Source organism: Bradyrhizobium sp. Ce-3, from assembly GCF_022835695.1.
In the GTDB taxonomy this organism is placed as follows: Bacteria; Pseudomonadota; Alphaproteobacteria; order Rhizobiales; family Xanthobacteraceae; genus Bradyrhizobium.
The window spans coordinates 190557-210573 of the sequence record NZ_BQUV01000001.1 but is presented as its reverse complement, the minus strand read 5'-3'; the positions used below and the strand labels follow the sequence as shown (position 1 = coordinate 210573).

Here is a 20017-nt window from a genome sequence, read left to right as displayed (position 1 = left end):
CACACCGCAGCCATCACCATCCCGTCACAACGGGTGGCTTGTTTGCGAGGTGTGGAATGAAGACGTGGCGGAGCTTTGTCGCGGCGATTGTGCTGTCGGGTTTTTCGATCCCGGGGGCATCAGTGACATGGTTGTCGCCGGTGCCGGCGGCGGCCCAATCGGTTGATGCGATCACGGTCGAGGGCAACCGGAGGGTGGAGGCGGAGACCATCCGCTCGTATTTCCGGGCCGGCCCGGGCGGCCATCTCGATCAGGCGGCCGTCGATGACGGGCTCAAGCAGCTGGTCGAGACCGGCTTGTTCCAGGACGTCAAGATCAATCACGCAGGCGGCCGCATCGTGGTTTCGGTGATCGAGAATCCGGTGATTGATCGTGTCGCATTCGAGGGCAACAAGAAGATCAAGGATGAGCAGCTCTCGGCCGAGATGCAGTCGAAGTCCCGGGGCACACTGTCACGGCCGATGGTGCAGTCGGATGCGCTGCGGATCACCGAGATCTACCGCCACTCCGGCCGCTATGACGTGCGCGTCACGCCCGAGATCATCGAGCGCTCGAACAACCGCGTCGATCTGGTCTTCACCATCGACGAGGGGGTAAAGACCGGCATCAAGTCCATCGAGTTCATGGGGAACAACGCCTTCTCCACGGCGCGCCTGAAGGACGTGATCAAGACCCATGAGACGAACTTCCTGAGCTTCCTCGGCAACGCCAATATCTACGACCCGGATCGGGTCGAGGCCGACCGCGACCTGATTCGCCGCTTCTACCTGAAGCACGGCTACGCGGACGTGCAGGTGGTGGCCGCGCTCGCCGAGTATGACCCGGAGCACAAGGGCTTTCAGGTCACCTTCAAGATCGAGGAAGGGCAGCAGTACCGCGTTGGTACCGTGAGCTTCCAATCCGGCATTGCGGGCTTCGACCCGAACAGCCTGCGGTCGCTCTCGCGCGTCAGCGTAGGTTCGCTCTACAATGCCGAGGCGATCGAGAAGTCGGTCGAGGACATGCAGATCGAGAGCTCGCGCCGCGGCTATTCGTTCGCAGTGGTCCGTCCGGACGGCAACCGGAATTTCGAGTCCCATACGGTGGGGATCGTGTTCCATGTCGACGAGGGGCCGCGCACCTATATCGAGCGCATCGACATCCGCGGCAACGGCCGCACCCGTGACTATGTGATCCGGCGCGAATTCGATATCGCCGAGGGCGATGCGTATAACCGCGCGCTGGTCGATCGCGCCGAGCGCCGGCTGAAGAATCTCGACTATTTCAAGACGGTCAAGATCACCACCGAACCCGGCTCATCGAGCGATCGCGTGGTCCTGGTCGTCGATCTCGAGGAAAAGTCGACCGGCGACTTCTCGGTCTCGGGGGGCTATTCCACGACCGACGGCGCGCTCGCCGAAGTCAGCGTCTCCGAACGCAATCTGCTCGGCCGTGGCCTGTTCGCGAAGGCCACGGTCAGCTACGGCCAGTATTCGCGCGGTCTGTCGCTGTCGTTCGTCGAACCCTATCTGCTCGACTACCGCATCGCGCTCGGGATCGATGCCTATTACAAGGAGCAACTGCCGACCGACTACACGACCTATGGCGTGAAGACGATCGGGTTCTCGCCACGACTGGGTCTGGCGCTGCGCGAGGACCTGACGCTGCAGCTGCGCTACTCGCTCTATCAGCAGGAGATCTCGCTCGATAGCGCCTACGCGAACTGCAACAACAATCCATCCAACCCGCTGCTCGCGTTCAATCCGACGCCCGCCTACATCCAGAGTGTCCTCGGCGGCGTCGATCCGACCAACTCGGTCTCATCGGGGCTCTATGGATATGGCTGCTACGGCGACGGCGAATCCACCTTGCCGGTGCGCGAAGAGCTGGCGCAGGGGGCAACCTGGACCTCGGCGCTCGGCTATACGCTGACCTACAACACGCTCGACAATAACAAGAACCCGACCGATGGCCTGCTGATCGACTTCAAGCAGGATTTTGCCGGCGTCGGTGGCGACGTGACCTATCTGAAGAGCGCGGTCGATGCAAAATACTATACGCCGCTGGTGTCCGAGCTCGTCGGCCTGATCCATTTGCAGGGCGGCCTGCTTACCAAGGTTGGAAACAACGATCTGCGCATGCTCGATAATTTCCAGATGGGACCGAACCTCGTGCGCGGCTTCGCCACCAACGGCATCGGGCCGCGCGACATCACCTATGCAAGCCTCGGCGCGGTCGGCGATGCGCTCGGCGGTACCAAATATTGGGGGGCGTCGATGGAGCTGCAGATGCCGTTCTGGTTCCTGCCGTCGGAGGTTGGGCTGAAGGGGGCCGTCTATGCCGATGCCGGCTCGCTGTGGGATTACCAGGGCCCGACGTCGTGGGCCGCGACCGGCGAGGTGAATACGGCTGCCTGCAAATGCGGCCTGCAATACGACGATGAGAACGTCGTGCGGACCTCGGTCGGCGTCGGCCTGATCTGGGCGTCACCGTTCGGCCCGCTGCGGTTCGACTACGCGGTGCCGATCACGAAGGGCAAATACGACATCGTGCAGGAGTTCAGGTTCGGCGGCGGGACGTCGTTCTAGGGAGATGGCTTCGTGTATCGTCGCCGCCGGCAGCGATCCGGCGTGATACTTGCAATGCCGTCGGGCGGCTTGCGGTATCAGACGAAGCGGGGCACGCTGGACCGGATCAATTCCGATCCGAGGCGAATCCATGTCACGCGTGACCATCAAGACCAGGAACGACCTGCCGGCCGAGCTCAAGCCGCTATGGGACAAGATGACCACTTATGGCGCGTTCGAGCACCAGGCCGGTGTCATGGCGCAGCGGCCACCGATCTTCAAGCACATGTGGTCGCTGCTGGTCGATCTCGCCGACGAGGCGGTGGTCTCGAAGCGGCATCTCGAGCTTGCGCTGGTGACGGTGTCGCTGCTGAACAAGTGCGACTATTGCGTATCGCACCATGCGCCGAAGCTCGCGATCCAGGGCGTCTCTGAGGCGGGGGCCGAACGGTTGCTCGATTACCAAGATCATCCCGAGCTCGACGCGCTCGACAAGCTCGTGGTCGAATATGCGATCGCCGTCACCAACAACTGGAACAAGACCCGTGACGAGATCTTCGCACGCCTGCGTGAACATTTCTCGGAGGCGCAGATCGTCGAGTTGACCTGGCGGATCGCGCTATGCGGCGCCTTCAATCGCTTCAACGACATCTTGCAACTCGACGTCGAGCAGGGCGTTCCGCAGCGCGAGGCTGCGGAGTGACGGCCTGATCAGGCCGCAGGTGCGGCGCCGCCGAGCGTCGCCAGCACGAAATCGGCCCGCGCGGACGGCGATAGCTTCGGCAGGTTGGTGATGTCGTAGCCGAGCATGGGAAGCGTCGCGATCAGCCGCTGATGCTCCGCCGTCGCTGCCTCGAAGCCGTGCCGTCGCTCGGTGTCGGTGACGTAGATCTCGGGCCATGGCGGCGTCATGAACACGCGCCTGTGGTAACGATGTGCCGAGCAAACCGACCGCAGCTCCGGCTCGCCGGTCAATGCCTCCAGCGCAGACGCGGCGTCGACGAGGCCGCGATCGAAGAACACCCATCCGGAATGGACCTTCGCCATCTCCATATCTTGCAGCGCGACGTCAACGGCGCGCCGCAGGAAGGCCGCCGCATCAATCCAGGGCAGGGCGCTGCCTCCGGATGCGCGCTCATCGGCAATGATGCGGCGGCCGGGCTCTTCGACCGCCGGATAGCCGCGCGCACGCAGTTCGGCCAGCAGGGTCGACTTGCCGCCGCCGGAGCAGCCGGAGATCAGGACGAAGCGGTTCTGCAAGAGGCATCCTTTCATCAATCATGACAGGGAACGGCGACTCCGCGGATGCGGGCCGCCTGATAGGTCTGGAATCCTGGGGAGGGTGGCTCGGAGATGTCTCGACGAGCGAGGCGAGCATAGCCGCGAATGTGACGTAGTCAGGGTACGCTTGACGAATTCTTCAGTGCCGCGCCGATATTGTCGAGCAGCATGGTTGCACCTGCTCAAAGGGAAGACGCAAATGGCCACCCGCTCGATCACCTGCATGACGCTCGCGCTGTTGGCCTGCGGCGCGCTGCTCCAGCCATCGCGCGCCGGTGAACCCGGCGAACCGATCCGCGTCGGTGCCGTGCTGCCGTTTTCCGGTGGCGTCGAGCTGTACGGCCAGCAGGCGAAGCTTGGGCTCGATCTCGCCGCCAAGGATATCAACGCGACGGGCGGCATTCTCGGTCGTCCGGTCGAGATCATCTATGCCGACGACAAGACGCGACCGCAGGCGGCCGCCGATGCGATGCGTTCGCTGCTCGACAAGCAGGTGTTGGCCGTGGTCGGCCCGATCACCTCGCAAAACCTGAATGCGCTGGTGCCGCTTGCCGAGAGCTCGAAGACGCCGCTGCTCTACGCTACCAATTACGAGGGCGGCAAATGCAGCCGCTATCTGTTTTCGTTCGGGGCCGTGCCGAACCAGGAGCTCGGCCAGCTGCTGCCCTACATGACCCAGACCTTCGGCAACACGTATTTCCTGCTCGGCGCCGACCGGGTCTGGCCGCACCAGATGTTCGGCATCGCGCAACCGCTGATCGAGAAGCTCGGCGGCACGGTGGTCGAGACCAAATACACGCTGGGGACGGAGACCGACTTCTCTCCGCTGATCAAGCAGATCGCGGCGAGCAAGGCCAGGGTGCTGCTGTTCGCGCTGAAGGGCGACGGGATGGATTTCATCCGGCAGGCCGACGAGGCCGGGTTGCTGAAGGACATCACCGTCGCGTTCCTTGGACTGTCCGAGGTCGATCTCGGCATCTTCCGCGGCAAGGGTCAGAACATGGTCACGGTGGTGCCTGCCGTCGCCGCGAGCGAGGATCCCGCCGTCAAGGCGTTCGTGGCGAAAGCGCGCGCCGCCGCGGACCCGGGCGTTGCAGTGTCGAACTATGTGATGACGCATTACAACACGCTGATCGCGCTGAAGGCCGCAGCCGAGAAGGCCGGCAAGCTCGACAGGGAGGCGATCGTCGACGCGATGGCCGGCCTCACCATTCCGTCGCCGGCCGGCCCGGTGACGCTGGGGCAGGATCACCACACGGCGATGAACATGTTCATCGCCAAGACACTGGGCACGGAACTGGTCCAGGTGCGCGCGCTCGGCGCGATCGCGCCGCAGCCCGGGTGCAGTTTGGCCGGACGCTGACCATGGGCCGAAGGTCGCGGTAGCAGCCGGTGAAGGCGGCCGCGGTCGCAAAAAAGTGAGCCAGGGTGGTTGTCCGCTGTCGGTTCCGGTCCGGTCCGTTCGTCTTCTAGCCAGAACGAACGGCATGGGAGTTCCGGAATGAGCAATTCGACCTATCGCTGGGTGATCGTTGCGGCCGGCGGCCTGCTCGGCTGCGTCGCGATCGGCGGCATGTTCTCGCTGCCGGTGTTCCTGCAGCCGATGGCGCGGGAGACCGGCTGGTCGGTGACCGGCATCTCCAGCGCGATGACGATCGGCTTCCTCGCGATGGCCTTCACCAGCATGATCTGGGGCACGCTGTCGGATCGCTTCGGGCCGCTTCCGGTCGTGCTGACTGGATCAGTCGTGCTGGCGGCGAGCCTTGCGCTGGCAAGCCAGGCACCATCGCTGCTGGCGTTTCAGTTCGTGTTTGGCGCGATGGTCGGCGCGGCCACGGCCGCGATCTTTGCCCCGATGATGGCCTGCGTCACCGGCTGGTTCGACACCCATCGCAGTCTTGCGGTCTCGCTGGTGTCGGCCGGCATGGGCATGGCGCCGATGACGATGTCGCCACTCGCTGCCTGGCTGATCTCCCATCATGACTGGCGGACGTCGATGCTGATCGTGTCCGGCGTGGTCGGCGCGATCATGATCCCGGTCTCGTTCCTGGTGCGCCGTCCGCCGGCGCTGCAAGCCGACCACGCCGAAGCGGTTTCCGAGAATGGTGAGCCGGCGATGTCGCTGGCGCAGGCGCTGCGCTCGCCGCAATTCATCATCCTGATCGCGACCAATTTCTTCTGCTGCGCGACGCATTCGGGACCGATCATTCACACCGTGAGCTACGCGGTCACCTGCGGCATTCCGATGGTCGCCGCGGTGACGATCTATAGCGTCGAAGGGCTCGCCGGGATGGGCGGCCGCATCGCGTTCGGCGTGCTCGGCGACCGCTTCGGTGCCAAGCGCGTGCTGGTGCTCGGCCTGCTGGCGCAGGCGTTCGGCGCGCTCGGCTACGTCTTCGTGCGTGAGCTTGCAGCATTCTATGCGGTGGCGGCGATCTTCGGCTTCATCTATGCCGGCACCATGCCGCTGTATTCCGTACTGATCCGCGAGAATTTTCCGCTGCGCATGATGGGCACCGTGATCGGCGGCACCGCGATGGCCGGCAGCCTCGGCATGGCCACCGGACCTTTGGCCGGCGGCCTGATCTACGACGCCTTCGCGAGCTACACGTGGCTCTATGTCGGTTCCTGGGCCGTCGGCCTCGGCGCGTTCCTGATCATGATGACGTTCCGGCCGATACCGGCGGCGCGGTCTTCAGCGGTACCGGCGCCGGCGTGAGTCTCGTGCGCGCGTGAAGCGATCCGCTTCACGCGCGGCTAGCGCTTCGGCCGCCGGATCGCGCGCACCTTGTTGTTGGTCGAGCCGCTGCCGCAGAAGAAGCGGTCCTTGCCGTCGGACTCGAGCCCGGAGACGAATACGCCCTGCGGCATCTCCAGCCGTTCCATGACCTCGCCGGTCTGCGGATCGATGCGGCGGACATCGCTCTGGTCCTCTTCCCAGGTGCCGTGCCAGAGCTCGCCATCGACCCAGGAGACGCCGGTGACGAACCGGTTGCTCTCGATGGTGCGCAGAACCTTGCCGGTGTCCGGATCGACCTGAACGATGGTGCGGTCGCGATACTGGCCGACCCACAGCGAGCCTTCCGCCCAGGCGAGGCCGGAGTCGCGGCCGCCGCCGGGCGAGGGGATGGTGGACACCACGCGCCCGCTGTTCGGTTCGATCTTCAGGATGCGGTCCTCGGCGATCTGATAGAGGTGCTTGCCGTCGAAGGCGGTGCCGGCATGGGCCGCGATGTCGAGGGTGCGGGTGGTGTCGCCGCTGTCGGGATCGAAGGCGACCAGCTGGCCACCGGCTGCGAACCAGACCTGCTCGCCGTCGAAGCTGACGCCGCCGACGCTCTCGACGCCCTCGAAGGCATATTCCCGGATGATCTCGGCCTCGGACTTCTTCATGCGGCGCTCCTTTGATTGCCGCCCGATGCTAGCCGTTCGGCAGCGGGGCAGGGAGTAACAACGTCGTCGTGAATCCCGGCACAGGGGGCGTCATCCAGCGCCGCGCGCGGGCGCGGCCGACCGACTGCACCTTGCCCGTGGCGGCCAGCGCGTCGAGCGCACGCTGCACGGTGCGCTGGCTCGCGCCCAGCGCCACCGACAGCGCCGAGCTCGACCAGGCCTCGCCGTCGGCGAGGAACGCCAGCACCGCCGCATGCTCCTCCTCGACCGGCAGCGCCAGCACGGTGACCTCGCGGCGGCCGTGCGGCTCCAGCACGAAGCCGTCGGGCGTGGCGCTGAGATCCGCGAGCGGCAGCAAGGCCCGGCGCAGCCGTCCGATCTCGACCCGCAGCCGCGCACGGTGGGATTCATCGGCGTGCTTGCCGCGAAAGGCGCGCGCGATCAGCGTGCCGCGCGACACGTCCTGCGGCCAGGCCTCGCCGAGCGCGCGGGCGAGCGCGAACAGCACCGGCCGCCGCGTCAGCGAGATCGTGGTGCCGCGATCGCGGACGACATAGCGGCAGGCATCGACGACGAGTGCCTTGGATGCCATCAGGGCCTCGACCTCGTCGAGCAGCAGCGGCCGTTCGCTGCCGCGCGCGATCAGGCGTGCCGCGGGCGTGGCGAGCAGCTGAGCGGTGCTTTCGACCTCGGCCGCAAGCGCGGCGATGCGGGCGCGCCGTGCGGCATCCCTTGCGCGTGCCAGCGCCTCGCGTGCTGGCTTCGTCCGCAGCCGCCGCATTGCGATTCCGGCGACGACCAGCTCATGCCCGACCCGCAGCGCCGGCGGGAACGGCGTCGGGTCGAGGTCGTCAAGCATGCGCTCGGCCGCATCGAGGCTCCCGATCAAGAGCAGGCGGCGGATTTCCAGATAGCCGGCGTGCGCGGCGTTGAGTGCATCGCCACGCGCCGCAAGCGTGGCGCGCGCCGCAGCGAGGCTCTTGCCGGGAAAGGAGAGATCGCGCGACACCAGCGCGATCTCGGCCTCAGCCACCACGCAACGCGCCCGCGCGATCGCTTCCCGCGGACCGAAGGCGCGGCCGGCGCGCCGCAGCAGCTCCTTGGCGCGCGCGAAATCGCCGAGCCGGGCCATCGCGATGCCGCGCAGCGCCAGCGCCGGCGCATCGTCGCGCAGGGCCACCCGTTTCAGTGCGCCGAGGGGATCACCCGCTGCGAGCGCGCGCGCCGCAGCTGTAATCAGCGAGTCCATTCGAATCCCGACACACTTGTCACTCTCGCCCTCCGAGGCCCGGTCCTAACCTAGCACATGACGACATGGATCATCTCCAGAGAGATCGAACGATGAGCGGTATCGAAACACGTGACGATTGGTTGAAGGGCAGGCTGGGCGGACGCGGTTCGACGGCGGCGCGCTGGCTGTCGCTGGCGGCGGCGCCGACCTTCGCGGTCATGGCGCTGGCCGCCGCGCTGGCGCCGGCCGACATGGTCTGCGGCGCCATGCAGGGATCGTTCTCATTGCAGGGCATGGTCGCGATGTATGCGCTGATGAGCGCCTTTCATCTGGCGCCGTGGTTGCGCCTGTTCCGATGACCGGCTCAGCCCTCCGCCAGAGTGAAGACCGCGCAGGGCCGTGCGATGCCGCGCAGCTCATGGGTGCCGAGTGCGACCAGCGGCGTCTCGGTTTCCGCGGCGAGCGCTTCCGAGACCAGCACGCTCTGCTCCAGCGGCTTGCACAGGCCTTCCAGCCGGCTGACCAGATTGACCGCGGCGCCGATCGCGGTGAAGTCGAGCCGGTCGGCTGCGCCGATATTGCCCCAATGCACCTCGCCGAGATGCAGCGCCGCGCCGAACGGCAGCGGCGGCAGGCCCTGCTTGCGCCGCTCAATGTCGAGATGCGCCATGCCGACGCGCGCCGCCGAGACCGCGCGCAACGCCGCCTCGCAGGCGCTGCGCGCGCTCGTGGTGACCGGAAAGATCGCGAGCAGGCCGTCGCCGATGAATTTCAGCACCTCGCCCCCGAAGGCATGGATCGCGCCGGCGATACGGTCGAACCAGGCGTCGAGCGCCGCGATCACCTCGGCCGGCGGATGGCTTTCGGACAGCGCAGTGAAGCCGCGCAGATCGGCAAACAGCAGCGCCGCGCGGATGGTTTCTCCGGTGTTGCGCCGCAAGGGCGAAGCCAGCACGCGCGCCGCGCTGCGCCGCCCGAGATAGGCCTCCAGCGCCGCCGTCAGTGTCGCGCGCGCCGCGAGCGCGGCGAGCGGCGCGGCCGTGAAACGCGCCGCTTCGCGCAATTGATCCGCCTCCGCCGGCTTGAAGGCGCGGGTCCCGATCCAGCTCAGCGTCGGGCCATCGGGTCGCGTTCCGATCGTGTCCTCGTGGATCGGGCCGGGCGCGAGGCCAGTCAGCCAGCGCCGGCCGGCATCGCCGGATCCGACCATATCGGGCATTGCAAAGGGTTGTTCCGGCGCGAAACCGAGCGCCTCGATGACCTCGCCATTGCCGGCGCGCCACAGCCAGGTGCGCCGTGCAATCAGCGGGTGCGGAACTTCGAGCGTCAGCGCGCCGCCGGCAAGCGGCAGGCCATCCGTGATAAGATGGCTGCCGAGGTCCGCCAGCAACCGGTTGGCGCCTGCGGTCTCGGCCGCGGCGTCGACCAGCCAGCTCAGTGTCGAGGACAATTGCTTCACCACCCCATCATGGGGTTGATGCGCCACCCTTGTCACGAATTATCCCTGAAGACCCACCGTCAATGGAGAATGGATCGATGACTGAAGCTTTCATCGTTCAACGCGAGATCCAGATCGCGGCCCCGCCCGCAACCGTGTTCGCGTTCCTGACCGATCCACAGAAGATCATAAGCTGGATGGGGCTCGAGGCCGAAACCGAGCTGCATCCCGGCGGGCTCTATCTGCTCAAGGGCGTCGCCGGCGACCCTGCAAAGGTTGCGCGCGGCGCGTTCCGCGAGGTCGTGCCGGTGCACCGTCTGGCCTACAGTTTCGGCTGGGAGGATGGCGCCGAAGTGCCGCCGGGATCGAGTCTGATCGAGATCGACCTGAAGGAGCAGGGCAACGGCACGCTGCTCCGCATGACCCATAGCGGCCTGCCGAACGCCGAGCAGTGCGCGAGCCATGCCAAGGGTTGGGCGCACTACCTGGGCCGGCTCGCGCTCAGGGCGGGTGGCCAGGATGTCGGACCGGACCAGCGCTGGTCATGATCGTCCCGGCTTGAGATGCGCGGCTATGTCGGCCATTTCGAGCCGAGGATGATCGAGCAGAAGTTCACCCTTGTGTAGTTCATGTCCTTCAGCGCCAGCACGTCGGCCTTGACGTTGCCGAAGGTGGTCAGCGGCTTCTTGATGGTGCCGCTGGCGAAATGATCGATGATGTTCTCCTTGAAGTTCGCCTCGCGCGGATGATGCGAACAGACATGGTCGCGGTGCTCGTGCGAGAAATCGTCATAGGCGATGCCGAGCACGTCCATCTCGACGCCGGCGGTGACCAGCGCAATGGTCGGACGCATATGCTCGGGGACACCGGGCGTGGTGTGCAGTGCGATCGAAGTCCAGACGTCCTCGATGTCGCGCTCCGGCACACCGTAGCTTTTGAGGAAATCGCGCGCAGCGTTGGCACCGTCGACCTCGAAGCGCAGATCGGGGCTCGCATGCGCAGCGGTGAGGCCCATGTCGTGGAACATGGCGCCGATATAGAGCAGCTCGGGATCGAATTGCAGCTTGCGGCGGTTGCCGGTCAGCGCGCCCCAGAAGAACACGCGGCGGCTGTGGTTGTAGAGCAAATCGTCCTCGGTATCGCGCACCAGCTGGGTGGCGGCGCGGGCCATCGCGCTGTCGGGTACGCGGATGCCGGCGATGATCTCGGTCATTTCAAGACGCTCCTCGATGTGGCAAGACGAGGCCGTGGCGTGCGAACACGCGAGGCGCCAGCGCCCGTCTCTGCGGTGGGTGCGGATCGCCGGGTGGCGTGATCCGTGCTGTGCTTGTCGCCCGTCCTGGCCTGATCCCGCAACGATCGCGCGCCGCCGGATCGGGCCAACCAGACGTCGTTTCGCGCCAGCGGGCAGGGAGAAGGCATGGCGGTTCAGAAAGTCGCGATCGCGATTCACGAAGGGGTTCAGGCGCTGGACGTCGCCGGTCCCGTCGACGTGTTCGCGGAAACCAACGGCTTTGTCGCCGACGGCGACGGCTATGAGACGGTGCTGGTCGGCGCCAGCCGCGAACCGCTGCGCGCATCGAACGGCATGAAGATTTCGGCCGATCTCAGTTTCGATGAGGCGAAGGAGAAGTTCGACATCCTGCTCGTTGCCGGCGGGCCGGCATTGCCCGATGCCGGGCCGGATCCGGCGCTGACGCACTGGCTGCGCGGAGCGCCTGCGCGCGCCGAGCTCTACGGTTCGATCTGCACCGGCGCCTTCGCGCTCGGCCATGCCGGGCTGCTCGACGGCCACAAGGTGACGACCCACTGGCAGAATGCGCAGCGTCTGGCGGCGTGCTTTCCGGCTGCCGAGGTGATCTTCGACCGGATCTATATCCGTGACGGCAGACTGATGACCTCGGCCGGCGTCACCGCGGGCATCGATCTCGGCCTGGCGCTGGTCGCCGAGCGTCATGGGCCGCAGGTGGCGGTCGCGGTGGCCAAGCGGCTGGTCGTGGTGGCGCAGCGCCAGGGCGGGCAATCGCAGTTCAGTCCCTATCTCACCGCGCCGGTCGACGAGGATTCGCCGATCGCGCGCGCGCAGGCCCATGTCATGCAGCATGTCGGCGAGCGCCACACGCTGCAATCGCTGGCCGATGCCGTCGGCATGAGCGTGCGCAATTTCGGCCGCGCCTTCGCGCAGGAGACCGGCATCACGCCGCACGAGTTCGTCGAGCGCGCCCGGGTCGACGCCGCGCGCCGGCTGCTCGAGGGCTCGGACCGGCCGCTGAAGGCGGTCGCGTTCGACTGCGGCTTCGGCTCGGCCGACCGGATGCGCATCGTGTTCACCGAACGGCTCGGTGTGTCGCCGGCGCAGTACCGCTCAAGTTTTCGCAAATTGTGATGTCGTTCATCAACCAGAGGCTGTATCGGAGCTAGGATCGACGTCGCCGACACCGTATCCCCAATATCCTGTCCGGAGAGGCCGCCCATGGACGCGCTCACGCTCTTCATCATCCGTCATGCCGAGAAACCTGATGATGGCTGGCCGGGACCGGGCTTCACCGCGGACGGTGTTTCCGATACCGAGTCGCTGGTACTGCGCGGCTGGGAACGTGCCGGCGCCTGGACCGCGTTGTTCGGCACCGATCTCACCGGCGGCGACTATGCCAAGCCCGATGCGATCTATGCTGCGACGCCCGGCAGCACGCCCAATCAACCGCCGTCGAGCCGTCCGGCCGAGACCATCTCGGCGCTCGCCGCGCGTCGCGGCCTGGCCCCGAACGAAAGCTTTGGCAAGGGTGATGAGCCGCGGCTGGTGCCTGCGGTGCTGGCGCTGAAGGGCGTCGTGCTGCTGTGCTGGGAGCACAAGGCGATCATCTCCGACATCCTGCCGCTGATCCCGGTCAGCAAGGGCAAGCCGCCGACCAAGTGGGAGGGCAACCGCTTCGACGTCGTGCTGCGCTTCGACCGCGCCAAGGGCGACGACAAGTTCGCCTTCAAGGAGCTGTTCCCGAAATTGCTGTCGGGTGATTCCGACAAGCCGCTGGGGAGCAGCTGAGCCGCGCGGCTCAATCGAACCCAAGCGCCTTGCGCGACTTCCGCGTCAGCTTTCCGGCGATCAGCGCATGTGCCTGGTCGAGATAGGCCTTGAGCTCGGGGTCGGGCAGGGCGTCGTTGCCGATCAGCTGCACCCATTTGGCGCGCGCCAGATACGGCGCCGGCCGCGCCAGGCCCTGCTCGATCAGCAACTCGTAGGCCATGTTCGAGGTCTTGAACATGAAGCCGCCGGTGCTCTCGATGTAGCCGCCGGCCAGTGCGAACATCTTGCCGCCGACCTTGAACACCGACGTGCCCTCCCATTGCACCACCTTGGTGGCGGCGGGCAGGCGCAGGCAATGAGCTTCGAAGGTTTTTGGGCGCATGAGACGGAGGGCTGGAGGGCCTCAGAGCCATAAGCCAGCAGCGCGAAGACGGGCAAGCCCGACGTATGCCGCCCTGTTCCGGAGTGGCGTCGGTCGCCGCTCGTCCCTGAGCCTCACGAAAATGTGGGTTGTCGCAGTTCCATCTAGAGATATATCGTAAGATATGTTTTCAGTAAGGAAATGGACAATGAGACGATCGATGTTTCGCGACCGTGACGATGACGGTTTCCGGTTTGGCTTCTTCGCCATGGGCCGGCACGGCCGGGGCGGTCCTCGCTTCGGCCGCGGCGGCCCTGGCTTCTTCGGGCGCGGTGGCGGCGGCGATTTTCCCGGATCGCGGCGGCTTTCGTCGCAGGATCTGCAACTCGTGATCCTAGCGCTGCTCGGCGAGCAGCCGGCGCACGGCTATGAGCTGATCAAGAAAATCGAGGAGCGGTCGGACGGCTTCTACAGCCCGAGCCCGGGCGTGATCTATCCGGCCCTGACCTTCCTCGAGGAGATCGGCCATGCCAGCGTCACCCAGGACGCGGCGCGCAAGCTCTACAGCATCACCGAGCAGGGCAAGGCGCATCTCGGCGAGAACCGCGCCACCGCCGATACCATTCTCGAAGCACTGTCGCGGATCGGCCGCCGCATGGAAGAGGTGCGCGAGGCCTTCGCCGGCGTCAGCGATCTCGATGGCGACGCGTCCGACGACGTGCACCGCGCACGTCATGCGCTGAAGAGCGCGCTGCGCCAGAAGCGCGGCTGCGATGCCGCCGAGGCGCGGCGGATCGCGAAGATACTGGACCGCGCTGCGGCAGAAATCCTCCAGCAATGACCCAGTCGAAAGCGAGACCTTTCATGTACAACGCCGAACCGCACAGCGCGATCACCGACGCCCGCGTTGCCACCGTCATCGCGCGCCTCCAGGTCACGCGCCCCAGTCCGGCCCGGGGCCTGCGCGGCAATCCGCCGATGAGCCGGGACCCGCAGGACTATGCCGAGCAGGGCTTCTCGATCCATCCGGAGCAGGGTGAATTGATCTATCTGCTGTGCCGCGGCCTGCGTGCCAGGCGCGTCGCTGAGTTCGCGACGTCTGTCGGGATGTCGACGCTGTATTTCGCGGCCGCGATGCGCGACAATGGCGGGGGCACGGTGATCGGATCGGAGATCGTGCCGGCGAAGGTCGCAACGGCGAAGCGCAATCTCGCCGAGGCCGGCCTCGCCGATTACGCCGAAATCCGCGAGGGCGATGCCCGCAAGACGCTGCGCGATCTCGGCGGTCCCGTCGACTTCATCCTGATCGACGGCTGGCCGGGCGACAAGGGACCGACGCTGGCGCGCCAGGTGATCGAGATCGTCGCTCCGCAGCTTCGCGTCGGCGGCTATGTCATGAACGACAATGCCGAGGCGGATTTTCTGGAGTTCGTGCGCGATCCCCAGAACGGCTTCGTGTCGATCACGCTGCCGCTCAAGGGTGGTACCGAGCTCTGCCTCAAGGTGGCGTAAGGGCCGCTCCGACCGGAGACGGAGATCCCGCTGGCGTGATTGTGAGCCGCAACCACATCACGCCGTGCTGGATTTCGCCGCGGCTTCTTGCTCTGCTCCGGAAAAATCAGGAGCGAAGCGCCGAATGTCCGAAGGTCCGCCCATTCATCCACTCGATCGCCCGATCTGGGGCGCGCTGACCACGCGGCAGCGGGACCTCGCACAAGGGGGGGCCGATGCTAGGCGCTTTCCGGTCGCGATCGCGCCCTTCGCCGACATGGTCGACATGTCGCCGGGCAGCTTTGCCGCGCTCGGCGCGCTGCTGTCGGGACCTGAGATCGCGGTGCTGTTCACGCCCGATCCTGTTCCGGTGCCGCCTGACTTCAAGGTGCTGCTGGCGGAGACCGGCGAGCAGATGATCGGCACGCCGGCAGAGTTTTCTCTGCCGGGCGTCGAGATCGTCAGGCTCGGCGCCGCCGACGTTCCCGAGATGATGGCGCTGACGGAGCTGACAAAACCCGGACCGTTCAGCGCGCGAACCCATGAACTCGGCACCTTCCTCGGCATTCGTGTCGGTGGCGAACTGGTCGCGATGACCGGGGAACGGATGAAGCCGGGCAATTATACCGAGATGACCGCGGTCTGCGTGCATCCGGACCACCGCGGCCGCGGCTATGCGCAAGCGCTGCTGTCGGCGGTCGCCGGCCAGATCGTGGCGCGCGGCGAACTTCCATTCCTGCACGTCTTCACCAGCAACGTCTCGGCGATCGCGCTCTACCGGCGCCAGGGCATGGCAATCCGCCGCCGTCTGCACATCACGGTGCTGCAGAAGCAGGAGTAGGGCGGAGGCTCGGGATGACGAACCGAGCCGAGCGTCACGTCCGCTCAGGCCAGCCGGTTGCCTGAGAGATGCACCGTGCGCGCGTCGCAGCTTGGATCGATCGCGACGGCATTGGTCGCGATCCGGCCGCGCGCGGCTGTGTTGTTGCTGATCTCGACATTCCTGGCGCGGCCGACGAAGATCGCGCTGTCGGGCTTGATGTGGAAGAACTCACCGGCCCCGAACGCATTGCCGCGCACGAACGTCTGACCGATTGCATTGTCGGCGATCCTGACGCCCTCGGCATTGCTGACGAAGATCGCGTAGATGTAGGAATCGTCGATGTGATTGCCTTCGATGATGACGCGGCGATTCTGGAAATTGTCCGGAAATCCCTTGGCGCCCTCCGGCGACACCATCCCGACATAGATGGTGCCGAGCGTGCCGCTGCCGCCGGTCAGCTCATTGGCGCCGTTGACGCAGTGGCTGAAGCGGTTGTTGCGGAATACGAGGTTGTCGGCAAATCCGGATTCCGACCAGAAGCCGATGTCGCTGCCCGCCTGTAGCGCGACGCCAGTCGAGAATGTGAACTGGCAGTTCTCGACGATGGCGTTCGGCGCTTTCATCAGCACGCGGCCGCAGGCGTGGAAACTGCAGCGCAGCACGGTCGCGCCGGACCCGATATGGGTTAGCGAGGTGACGGCATCGCCGGTCTTGAGCGGCAGGTCCTGCTGCAAGAGCACGTCGTAGATCAGGTCCGGCTGGGTGGTCGGGCTCCTGTTCTTCCAGAGCTGGGCGATCTTTGCCTTCAGCTCGGGCGCGTGGCGCTTGGTCAATTGCGCGACCTTGCCGCGTCCGAGCGAGCGGAACGTCGCGTGGTCGCAGCTCTCGATATCGTCGCCCGCCACAAGGCCGATATCCCATTTCGGGCTGAGCAGAAACCGCCGCGGCGCGGTCTTCGCCACGACGTAATAGTAGAAGCCGTGCACGTTGACGGCATCGTCGGAAGTGTTGGCGAAACTGCAATCCTCCAGGGTCGGACCGCGCGCGACCGCGGTGAAATGCGAGCCGTCGGAGTTGGTCGAGATCAGCCGGTCGGTCGCGGCGTCTTTCGGCCGGGGGCCGGGAACGACCGAGACCTTTTGCAGCATCATCGAGCCGTCGCCGCCGTTCTCGATGATGCCCATGCCCGGCGAGGCCAGGAGCTTCAGATCGATCAGGCTGGTGGCAACGCTGGAGTCGACCGCGACGGCGTGCGTACCGCTGGCTGCGATGGTGACGACGTCACCGACCATGATCGGCAGCTGGCTCGGGAAACGATCGTTCGCGCTCCACTGCAACTGCACCTTGATCAGGCCGTCGCCGAGGCGCGTGGCACGGGTCACTGAGAGGAAGTCGCGGGCGCCCGTCTTCAGCGCCCGGTTGCGGCGGTCCATTACCTTGAAGAAGCCATTCGTACAGGCGGCCAGCAGCGCGGCGTCATCGGGATAGCCGGGGTCGACCTTCACCGTGATGTCGACCGCCTGCTTGTCGAAGGCCGTGATCGTTCCCTGGGTGAATGGAAGCGGATCGTAGTCGATGGTGAGATCGCGGATGGTGAGGCGGTTGCAGCCGGAGATCACGAAGGTCCCGCTGCGTGCCGTGTTGATCAGCTGCGCGCCGTTTCCGCTGAGCTCGAAGCCATGCAACTGCCGGAATGCGAGCGGCCGCTTGATCCGGTAGCTGGCATTCTTCTCCAGATTGAGAACGATATGGACCGGTCCCGCCTTGCTCGCCTCAGCCGCTGCCTTGGCCACGGCAGCCAGCGCCTTGGCAAAGGCGGCGTCGGCATCGCCTCCGGAGCTGGCCGTGAAAGCGGCCATGTCGAAGGTCGCCGCGCCGATTACCGGCGCCGGCTCGGCGCGGCTTTCGCTGCCGAGCAGCGGGGTCGCCACAAGAAGCGAGGCAAGCGTCAGTGCTCGCCGGCGGCTGATCGGCATGGTGCACGGTTCCTTGCGAGACCGGGGTCAGTCGCGCGCACTATCCGGCCGCGGAGATGAACCGCAGCGAAACGGCGGGCAGAAGATGTGGGGCCTCTCGACGTCGTGATGCGAGATCGAGGATTGAGGCGCTTGCGAACGGCTGCCGCACGGGCGGGCGCGCGTCGCATTTCAGCGTTTCTTCGCCGCTTTCGCTCTGATCGTCGGCGCGTGCGTGCCAGCGGCGATCCGCGTCAGTGCATCGGCAAACGCGCGTGCGGCAGGACCGAGCGGCTCGTCGAGCCGGCGGGCGAGATAAGCCTCCATCGCGAGTGCCGCGTTGCGGCCGAGCGCGCCGGTTTCGAGGCGCACCAGGCGGTGCTCCTTGAGGTCGCGCGTCACCTGCCAGAGCGGCAGCCGGCCCCAGCCGAGCCCGGCCAGGATCATGGCGTGCTTGGTGTCCTGATTGCTCACCCTGCAGATCTGCGGCGAGAGCACGCCGAAGCTGCGGCCTTCCGACAGCGGCGTCGGATCCGACAGCACGATCTGTAGATGATCGGCGAGGTCGGCGACGCTCTTGCGGCCGCGGCGCGCGAGCGGATGGCTTGCGGAGGCGACCGCGACCATCTGCACGGCGCAGATCGCGTCGAGCGCGAGGCGCGGATCGCGAAAATCTTCGCCGACCGTGACGGCGAGCGCGCTGCGCCGTTCGGTCAGGGCGGCGATCGGCCCGCCCATCGGTTCGACCGCGAGCCGCACGCTCACGGACGGATAGGCCGCGCGCATCTCGGTCAGCGCCGCGCCGACGGCGGCGATCGGAAACAGCGTGTCGACGACCAGCGCGAGTTCCGACTCCACTCCCTCGCCAAGGCCGTGGGCGCGTGCCCGCATCGCGTCGACGCGGAGCAGGAGGTCGCGCGCGTTGCCGAGCAGCGCGTTGCCCTCCGCCGTCAGCGCCGGCCGATGGCCGGAACGGTCGAACAGCATCAGGCCGAGTTCGGCCTCGAGATTGGCGATGGCGTGACTGACCGCGGATTGCACCCGCGCCAGCCGGGTCGCGGCGGCACGAAAGCTGCCGCTCTCGGCAATGGCGACAAAGACGCGGATCTGATCGAGCGTGAGGTTATCGAGCATGATCTATGATATCGATCAAATGAATGCAAAACATATCACTCCTGTCGATGACCGGGAAACGCTATTTCTGATGCCTTGATCCGGGCGGAGTGGACGCATGACGATCGAGACGGCCGTGGTGCAGCAGAGCGAGGCGAAACGATGGGCGACGGTCGTCGTCGTGATCGGCTGTGGGATCGGCGCCGCCCTGCAGGTCGGCAAGGTGCCGATCGCCGCCTCGATGCTGCAGCAAAACCTCGGCATCGATCTCGCCGCGGTCGGAACCGTCGCCGGCATCTTCGCGGTGCTGGGGCTGATCGGCAGCGTACCGGCCGGCGTCGTGATCGCCGCGGTTGGCGCGCGCCGGGTGCTGCTGTGCGGCCTTGCGGCCATTGCGCTCGGTGCCGCTTCGGGCGCGCTCGCGCCGCAGCTTGCGGTGCTGCTCGCATCGCGTCTGCTCGAAGGGCTCGGCTTCCTGCTGGTGATGGTCGCAGCCCCCGCTTTGCTCGATCGTGTCGTCGATATCAGCGCGCGCGACGTCACCATGGCGGTGTGGAGCTGCGTGATGCCGTTCGGGATCGCGCTGGCGCTGCTTGCCGGACCGATGTTCGGCGGCTGGCGCGCGATCTGGTGGGCTAGCGCGGCCTTTGTCGCCGTGCTGTTCGTCCTTGCCGGCGTCGTCGTGCCTGAGGTGGCATCGCGGACCGGCCCGGCGCAGGTGAACCTGATGCAGGAAGCCAGCAGGCTCGCGCGGCGCGGCACGCCGGCGCTGCTGATGGTGCTGTTTGCGCTCTACAGCCTGATGTTCTTTGCGCTGTTCAGCTTCCTGCCGATCCTTTTGACCGAGCGGCTCGGCGTTTCCAGCCAGGGCGCCGGCGGCCTCAGTGCATTGGCGGCGGTGGGCAACGTCGTCGGCAATCTCGCCGCCGGCCATCTGCTGGCACGCGGCGCGAGCCGCACCGTGTTGATCGCCGTGGCGGCCTTGCTGATGGGCGCGTCGGCGCTCGGAATCTTCCTGCCGGTGCTCGGCGGCTGGGGAGCATTCTGGCTGTGCCTGCTGTTCTCGGCGACCGGCGGCCTGATTCCGGCAACACTGCTCGCGACCGCGCCCGCGGCGGCGGGTTCGGCGGCGATGGTGCCGGTCATGATGGGCCTCCTGATGACCGGCAGCAATTTCGGCCAGGTGACCGGACCGATCGCGGTCGGCACCGTGGTCTCGGCATGGGGGTGGGGCGCGGCCAGTGTAATGGTGGTTGCGGCGGCGATCCTTGCCGGTCTCGCGGCATGGATGCTGGCGCGCGGCGATCACAAGCGCGTCAGCGAGGCGAGCGACCCGGCTTGACGCCGCCCACGCGGCGGT

The 20017-nt window shown here is 66.5% G+C and carries 20 protein-coding genes; 12 read left to right on the top strand and 8 right to left on the bottom strand.

The annotated features are described in order from the left end of the window. Positions 1 to 56 precede the first annotated feature (56 nt). Complete coding sequence (gene bamA, locus BRSPCE3_RS01130; RefSeq protein ID WP_244063629.1) at positions 57 to 2567, top strand: outer membrane protein assembly factor BamA; 2511 nt, start codon at positions 57 to 59, stop codon at positions 2565 to 2567. A gap of 130 nt (positions 2568 to 2697) precedes the next feature. Beyond that, complete coding sequence (locus tag BRSPCE3_RS01125) at positions 2698 to 3249, top strand: carboxymuconolactone decarboxylase family protein (RefSeq protein ID WP_244063627.1); 552 nt, start codon at positions 2698 to 2700, stop codon at positions 3247 to 3249. 8 nt (positions 3250 to 3257) lie between these two features. On the opposite strand, the gene BRSPCE3_RS01120 is transcribed toward BRSPCE3_RS01125, so the two are convergent. Continuing rightward, positions 3258 to 3821: an AAA family ATPase gene (locus tag BRSPCE3_RS01120; protein ID WP_244063626.1), complete on the bottom strand. Its 564-nt coding sequence runs from the start codon at positions 3819 to 3821 to the stop codon at positions 3258 to 3260. Between the two features lie 205 nt (positions 3822 to 4026). On the opposite strand from BRSPCE3_RS01120, the gene BRSPCE3_RS01115 reads away from it, so the two are divergent. Together BRSPCE3_RS01115 and BRSPCE3_RS01110 are read left to right on the top strand one after the other, a co-directional pair. Next, complete coding sequence (locus BRSPCE3_RS01115) at positions 4027 to 5190, top strand: ABC transporter substrate-binding protein (RefSeq protein WP_244063624.1); 1164 nt, start codon at positions 4027 to 4029, stop codon at positions 5188 to 5190. A 138-nt stretch (positions 5191 to 5328) separates the two neighbouring features. After that, positions 5329 to 6546, top strand: a complete 1218-nt coding sequence (locus tag BRSPCE3_RS01110) for an MFS transporter (RefSeq protein ID WP_244063622.1) — start codon at positions 5329 to 5331, stop codon at positions 6544 to 6546. Between the two features lie 38 nt (positions 6547 to 6584). Here the strand turns inward: BRSPCE3_RS01110 and BRSPCE3_RS01105 are convergent, their stop codons facing one another. Further along, positions 6585 to 7220 carry a glutaminyl-peptide cyclotransferase gene (locus BRSPCE3_RS01105; protein ID WP_244063620.1) on the bottom strand — a complete coding sequence of 212 codons (636 nt, stop codon included), beginning with the start codon at positions 7218 to 7220 and terminating at the stop codon, positions 6585 to 6587. A 28-nt stretch (positions 7221 to 7248) separates the two neighbouring features. Beyond that, positions 7249 to 8469, bottom strand: coding sequence for a helix-turn-helix domain-containing protein (locus tag BRSPCE3_RS01100; RefSeq protein WP_244063618.1), 1221 nt, complete (start codon positions 8467 to 8469; stop codon positions 7249 to 7251). 92 nt (positions 8470 to 8561) lie between these two features. Here BRSPCE3_RS01100 and BRSPCE3_RS01095 point away from each other — a divergent pair, with 92 nt between their 5' ends. Then, positions 8562 to 8810 carry a hypothetical protein gene (locus tag BRSPCE3_RS01095; protein WP_244063616.1) on the top strand — a complete coding sequence of 83 codons (249 nt, stop codon included), beginning with the start codon at positions 8562 to 8564 and terminating at the stop codon, positions 8808 to 8810. Positions 8811 to 8815: 5 nt separating this feature from the next. On the opposite strand, the gene BRSPCE3_RS01090 is transcribed toward BRSPCE3_RS01095, so the two are convergent. Next, positions 8816 to 9910, bottom strand: a complete 1095-nt coding sequence (locus BRSPCE3_RS01090) for an adenylate/guanylate cyclase domain-containing protein (RefSeq protein WP_244063614.1) — start codon at positions 9908 to 9910, stop codon at positions 8816 to 8818. A 77-nt stretch (positions 9911 to 9987) separates the two neighbouring features. Between BRSPCE3_RS01090 and BRSPCE3_RS01085 the strand changes: the two genes are divergently transcribed. After that, on the top strand, positions 9988 to 10437 hold the full coding sequence (locus BRSPCE3_RS01085) for an SRPBCC domain-containing protein (protein ID WP_244063612.1): 450 nt from the start codon (positions 9988 to 9990) through the stop codon (positions 10435 to 10437). A 23-nt stretch (positions 10438 to 10460) separates the two neighbouring features. On the opposite strand, the gene BRSPCE3_RS01080 is transcribed toward BRSPCE3_RS01085, so the two are convergent. Continuing rightward, a complete protein-coding gene (locus BRSPCE3_RS01080) occupies positions 10461 to 11102 on the bottom strand; it encodes an HD domain-containing protein (RefSeq protein WP_244063610.1) in 642 nt (213 codons plus the stop codon). Positions 11103 to 11309: 207 nt separating this feature from the next. Here BRSPCE3_RS01080 and BRSPCE3_RS01075 point away from each other — a divergent pair, with 207 nt between their 5' ends. Next, positions 11310 to 12275 (top strand): GlxA family transcriptional regulator, encoded by a 966-nt coding sequence (locus tag BRSPCE3_RS01075; protein ID WP_244063608.1) that lies wholly within the window; start codon positions 11310 to 11312, stop codon positions 12273 to 12275. Between the two features lie 87 nt (positions 12276 to 12362). Beyond that, positions 12363 to 12932 (top strand): histidine phosphatase family protein, encoded by a 570-nt coding sequence (locus BRSPCE3_RS01070; protein WP_244063606.1) that lies wholly within the window; start codon positions 12363 to 12365, stop codon positions 12930 to 12932. Positions 12933 to 12942: 10 nt separating this feature from the next. On the opposite strand, the gene BRSPCE3_RS01065 is transcribed toward BRSPCE3_RS01070, so the two are convergent. Next, the gene (locus tag BRSPCE3_RS01065) at positions 12943 to 13296 is read right to left on the bottom strand and encodes an MmcQ/YjbR family DNA-binding protein (protein WP_244063604.1); all 354 of its coding nucleotides are present in this window, start codon (positions 13294 to 13296) and stop codon (positions 12943 to 12945) included. 187 nt (positions 13297 to 13483) lie between these two features. Between BRSPCE3_RS01065 and BRSPCE3_RS01060 the strand changes: the two genes are divergently transcribed. The 3 genes from BRSPCE3_RS01060 (at position 13484) to BRSPCE3_RS01050 (ending at position 15607) form a co-directional block, all read left to right on the top strand. Further along, the gene (locus BRSPCE3_RS01060) at positions 13484 to 14116 is read left to right on the top strand and encodes a PadR family transcriptional regulator (protein WP_244063602.1); all 633 of its coding nucleotides are present in this window, start codon (positions 13484 to 13486) and stop codon (positions 14114 to 14116) included. 23 nt (positions 14117 to 14139) lie between these two features. Then, positions 14140 to 14787: an O-methyltransferase gene (locus BRSPCE3_RS01055; protein WP_244063600.1), complete on the top strand. Its 648-nt coding sequence runs from the start codon at positions 14140 to 14142 to the stop codon at positions 14785 to 14787. A gap of 124 nt (positions 14788 to 14911) precedes the next feature. Next, positions 14912 to 15607 (top strand): GNAT family N-acetyltransferase, encoded by a 696-nt coding sequence (locus tag BRSPCE3_RS01050; protein ID WP_244063597.1) that lies wholly within the window; start codon positions 14912 to 14914, stop codon positions 15605 to 15607. A gap of 44 nt (positions 15608 to 15651) precedes the next feature. Here the strand turns inward: BRSPCE3_RS01050 and BRSPCE3_RS01045 are convergent, their stop codons facing one another. Further along, positions 15652 to 17565, bottom strand: a complete 1914-nt coding sequence (locus tag BRSPCE3_RS01045) for a right-handed parallel beta-helix repeat-containing protein (RefSeq protein ID WP_244063596.1) — start codon at positions 17563 to 17565, stop codon at positions 15652 to 15654. 171 nt (positions 17566 to 17736) lie between these two features. Then, on the bottom strand, positions 17737 to 18678 hold the full coding sequence (locus BRSPCE3_RS01040) for a LysR family transcriptional regulator (protein WP_244063594.1): 942 nt from the start codon (positions 18676 to 18678) through the stop codon (positions 17737 to 17739). Between the two features lie 97 nt (positions 18679 to 18775). Here BRSPCE3_RS01040 and BRSPCE3_RS01035 point away from each other — a divergent pair, with 97 nt between their 5' ends. Then, positions 18776 to 19999: a CynX/NimT family MFS transporter gene (locus BRSPCE3_RS01035; RefSeq protein WP_244063592.1), complete on the top strand. Its 1224-nt coding sequence runs from the start codon at positions 18776 to 18778 to the stop codon at positions 19997 to 19999. The last annotated feature ends 18 nt before the right edge of the window (positions 20000 to 20017 follow it).

What these genes read in the sequence shown, in the direction of transcription:
- bamA (WP_244063629.1), top strand. Translation starts at nt 57, where the DNA reads ATGAAGACGTGGCGGAGCTTTGTCGCGGCGATTGTGCTGTCGGGTTTT.
- BRSPCE3_RS01125 (WP_244063627.1), top strand. Translation starts at nt 2,698, where the DNA reads ATGTCACGCGTGACCATCAAGACCAGGAACGACCTGCCGGCCGAGCTC.
- BRSPCE3_RS01075 (WP_244063608.1), top strand. Translation starts at nt 11,310, where the DNA reads ATGGCGGTTCAGAAAGTCGCGATCGCGATTCACGAAGGGGTTCAGGCG.
- BRSPCE3_RS01100 (WP_244063618.1), bottom strand. Translation starts at nt 8,469, where the DNA reads ATGGACTCGCTGATTACAGCTGCGGCGCGCGCGCTCGCAGCGGGTGAT.
- BRSPCE3_RS01085 (WP_244063612.1), top strand. Translation starts at nt 9,988, where the DNA reads ATGACTGAAGCTTTCATCGTTCAACGCGAGATCCAGATCGCGGCCCCG.
- BRSPCE3_RS01060 (WP_244063602.1), top strand. Translation starts at nt 13,484, where the DNA reads ATGAGACGATCGATGTTTCGCGACCGTGACGATGACGGTTTCCGGTTT.
- BRSPCE3_RS01080 (WP_244063610.1), bottom strand. Translation starts at nt 11,102, where the DNA reads ATGACCGAGATCATCGCCGGCATCCGCGTACCCGACAGCGCGATGGCC.
- BRSPCE3_RS01050 (WP_244063597.1), top strand. Translation starts at nt 14,912, where the DNA reads ATGTCCGAAGGTCCGCCCATTCATCCACTCGATCGCCCGATCTGGGGC.
- BRSPCE3_RS01110 (WP_244063622.1), top strand. Translation starts at nt 5,329, where the DNA reads ATGAGCAATTCGACCTATCGCTGGGTGATCGTTGCGGCCGGCGGCCTG.
- BRSPCE3_RS01055 (WP_244063600.1), top strand. Translation starts at nt 14,140, where the DNA reads ATGTACAACGCCGAACCGCACAGCGCGATCACCGACGCCCGCGTTGCC.
- BRSPCE3_RS01040 (WP_244063594.1), bottom strand. Translation starts at nt 18,678, where the DNA reads ATGCTCGATAACCTCACGCTCGATCAGATCCGCGTCTTTGTCGCCATT.
- BRSPCE3_RS01035 (WP_244063592.1), top strand. Translation starts at nt 18,776, where the DNA reads ATGACGATCGAGACGGCCGTGGTGCAGCAGAGCGAGGCGAAACGATGG.
- BRSPCE3_RS01065 (WP_244063604.1), bottom strand. Translation starts at nt 13,296, where the DNA reads ATGCGCCCAAAAACCTTCGAAGCTCATTGCCTGCGCCTGCCCGCCGCC.
- BRSPCE3_RS01105 (WP_244063620.1), bottom strand. Translation starts at nt 7,220, where the DNA reads ATGAAGAAGTCCGAGGCCGAGATCATCCGGGAATATGCCTTCGAGGGC.
- BRSPCE3_RS01120 (WP_244063626.1), bottom strand. Translation starts at nt 3,821, where the DNA reads ATGAAAGGATGCCTCTTGCAGAACCGCTTCGTCCTGATCTCCGGCTGC.
- BRSPCE3_RS01045 (WP_244063596.1), bottom strand. Translation starts at nt 17,565, where the DNA reads ATGCCGATCAGCCGCCGGCGAGCACTGACGCTTGCCTCGCTTCTTGTG.
- BRSPCE3_RS01095 (WP_244063616.1), top strand. Translation starts at nt 8,562, where the DNA reads ATGAGCGGTATCGAAACACGTGACGATTGGTTGAAGGGCAGGCTGGGC.
- BRSPCE3_RS01115 (WP_244063624.1), top strand. Translation starts at nt 4,027, where the DNA reads ATGGCCACCCGCTCGATCACCTGCATGACGCTCGCGCTGTTGGCCTGC.
- BRSPCE3_RS01070 (WP_244063606.1), top strand. Translation starts at nt 12,363, where the DNA reads ATGGACGCGCTCACGCTCTTCATCATCCGTCATGCCGAGAAACCTGAT.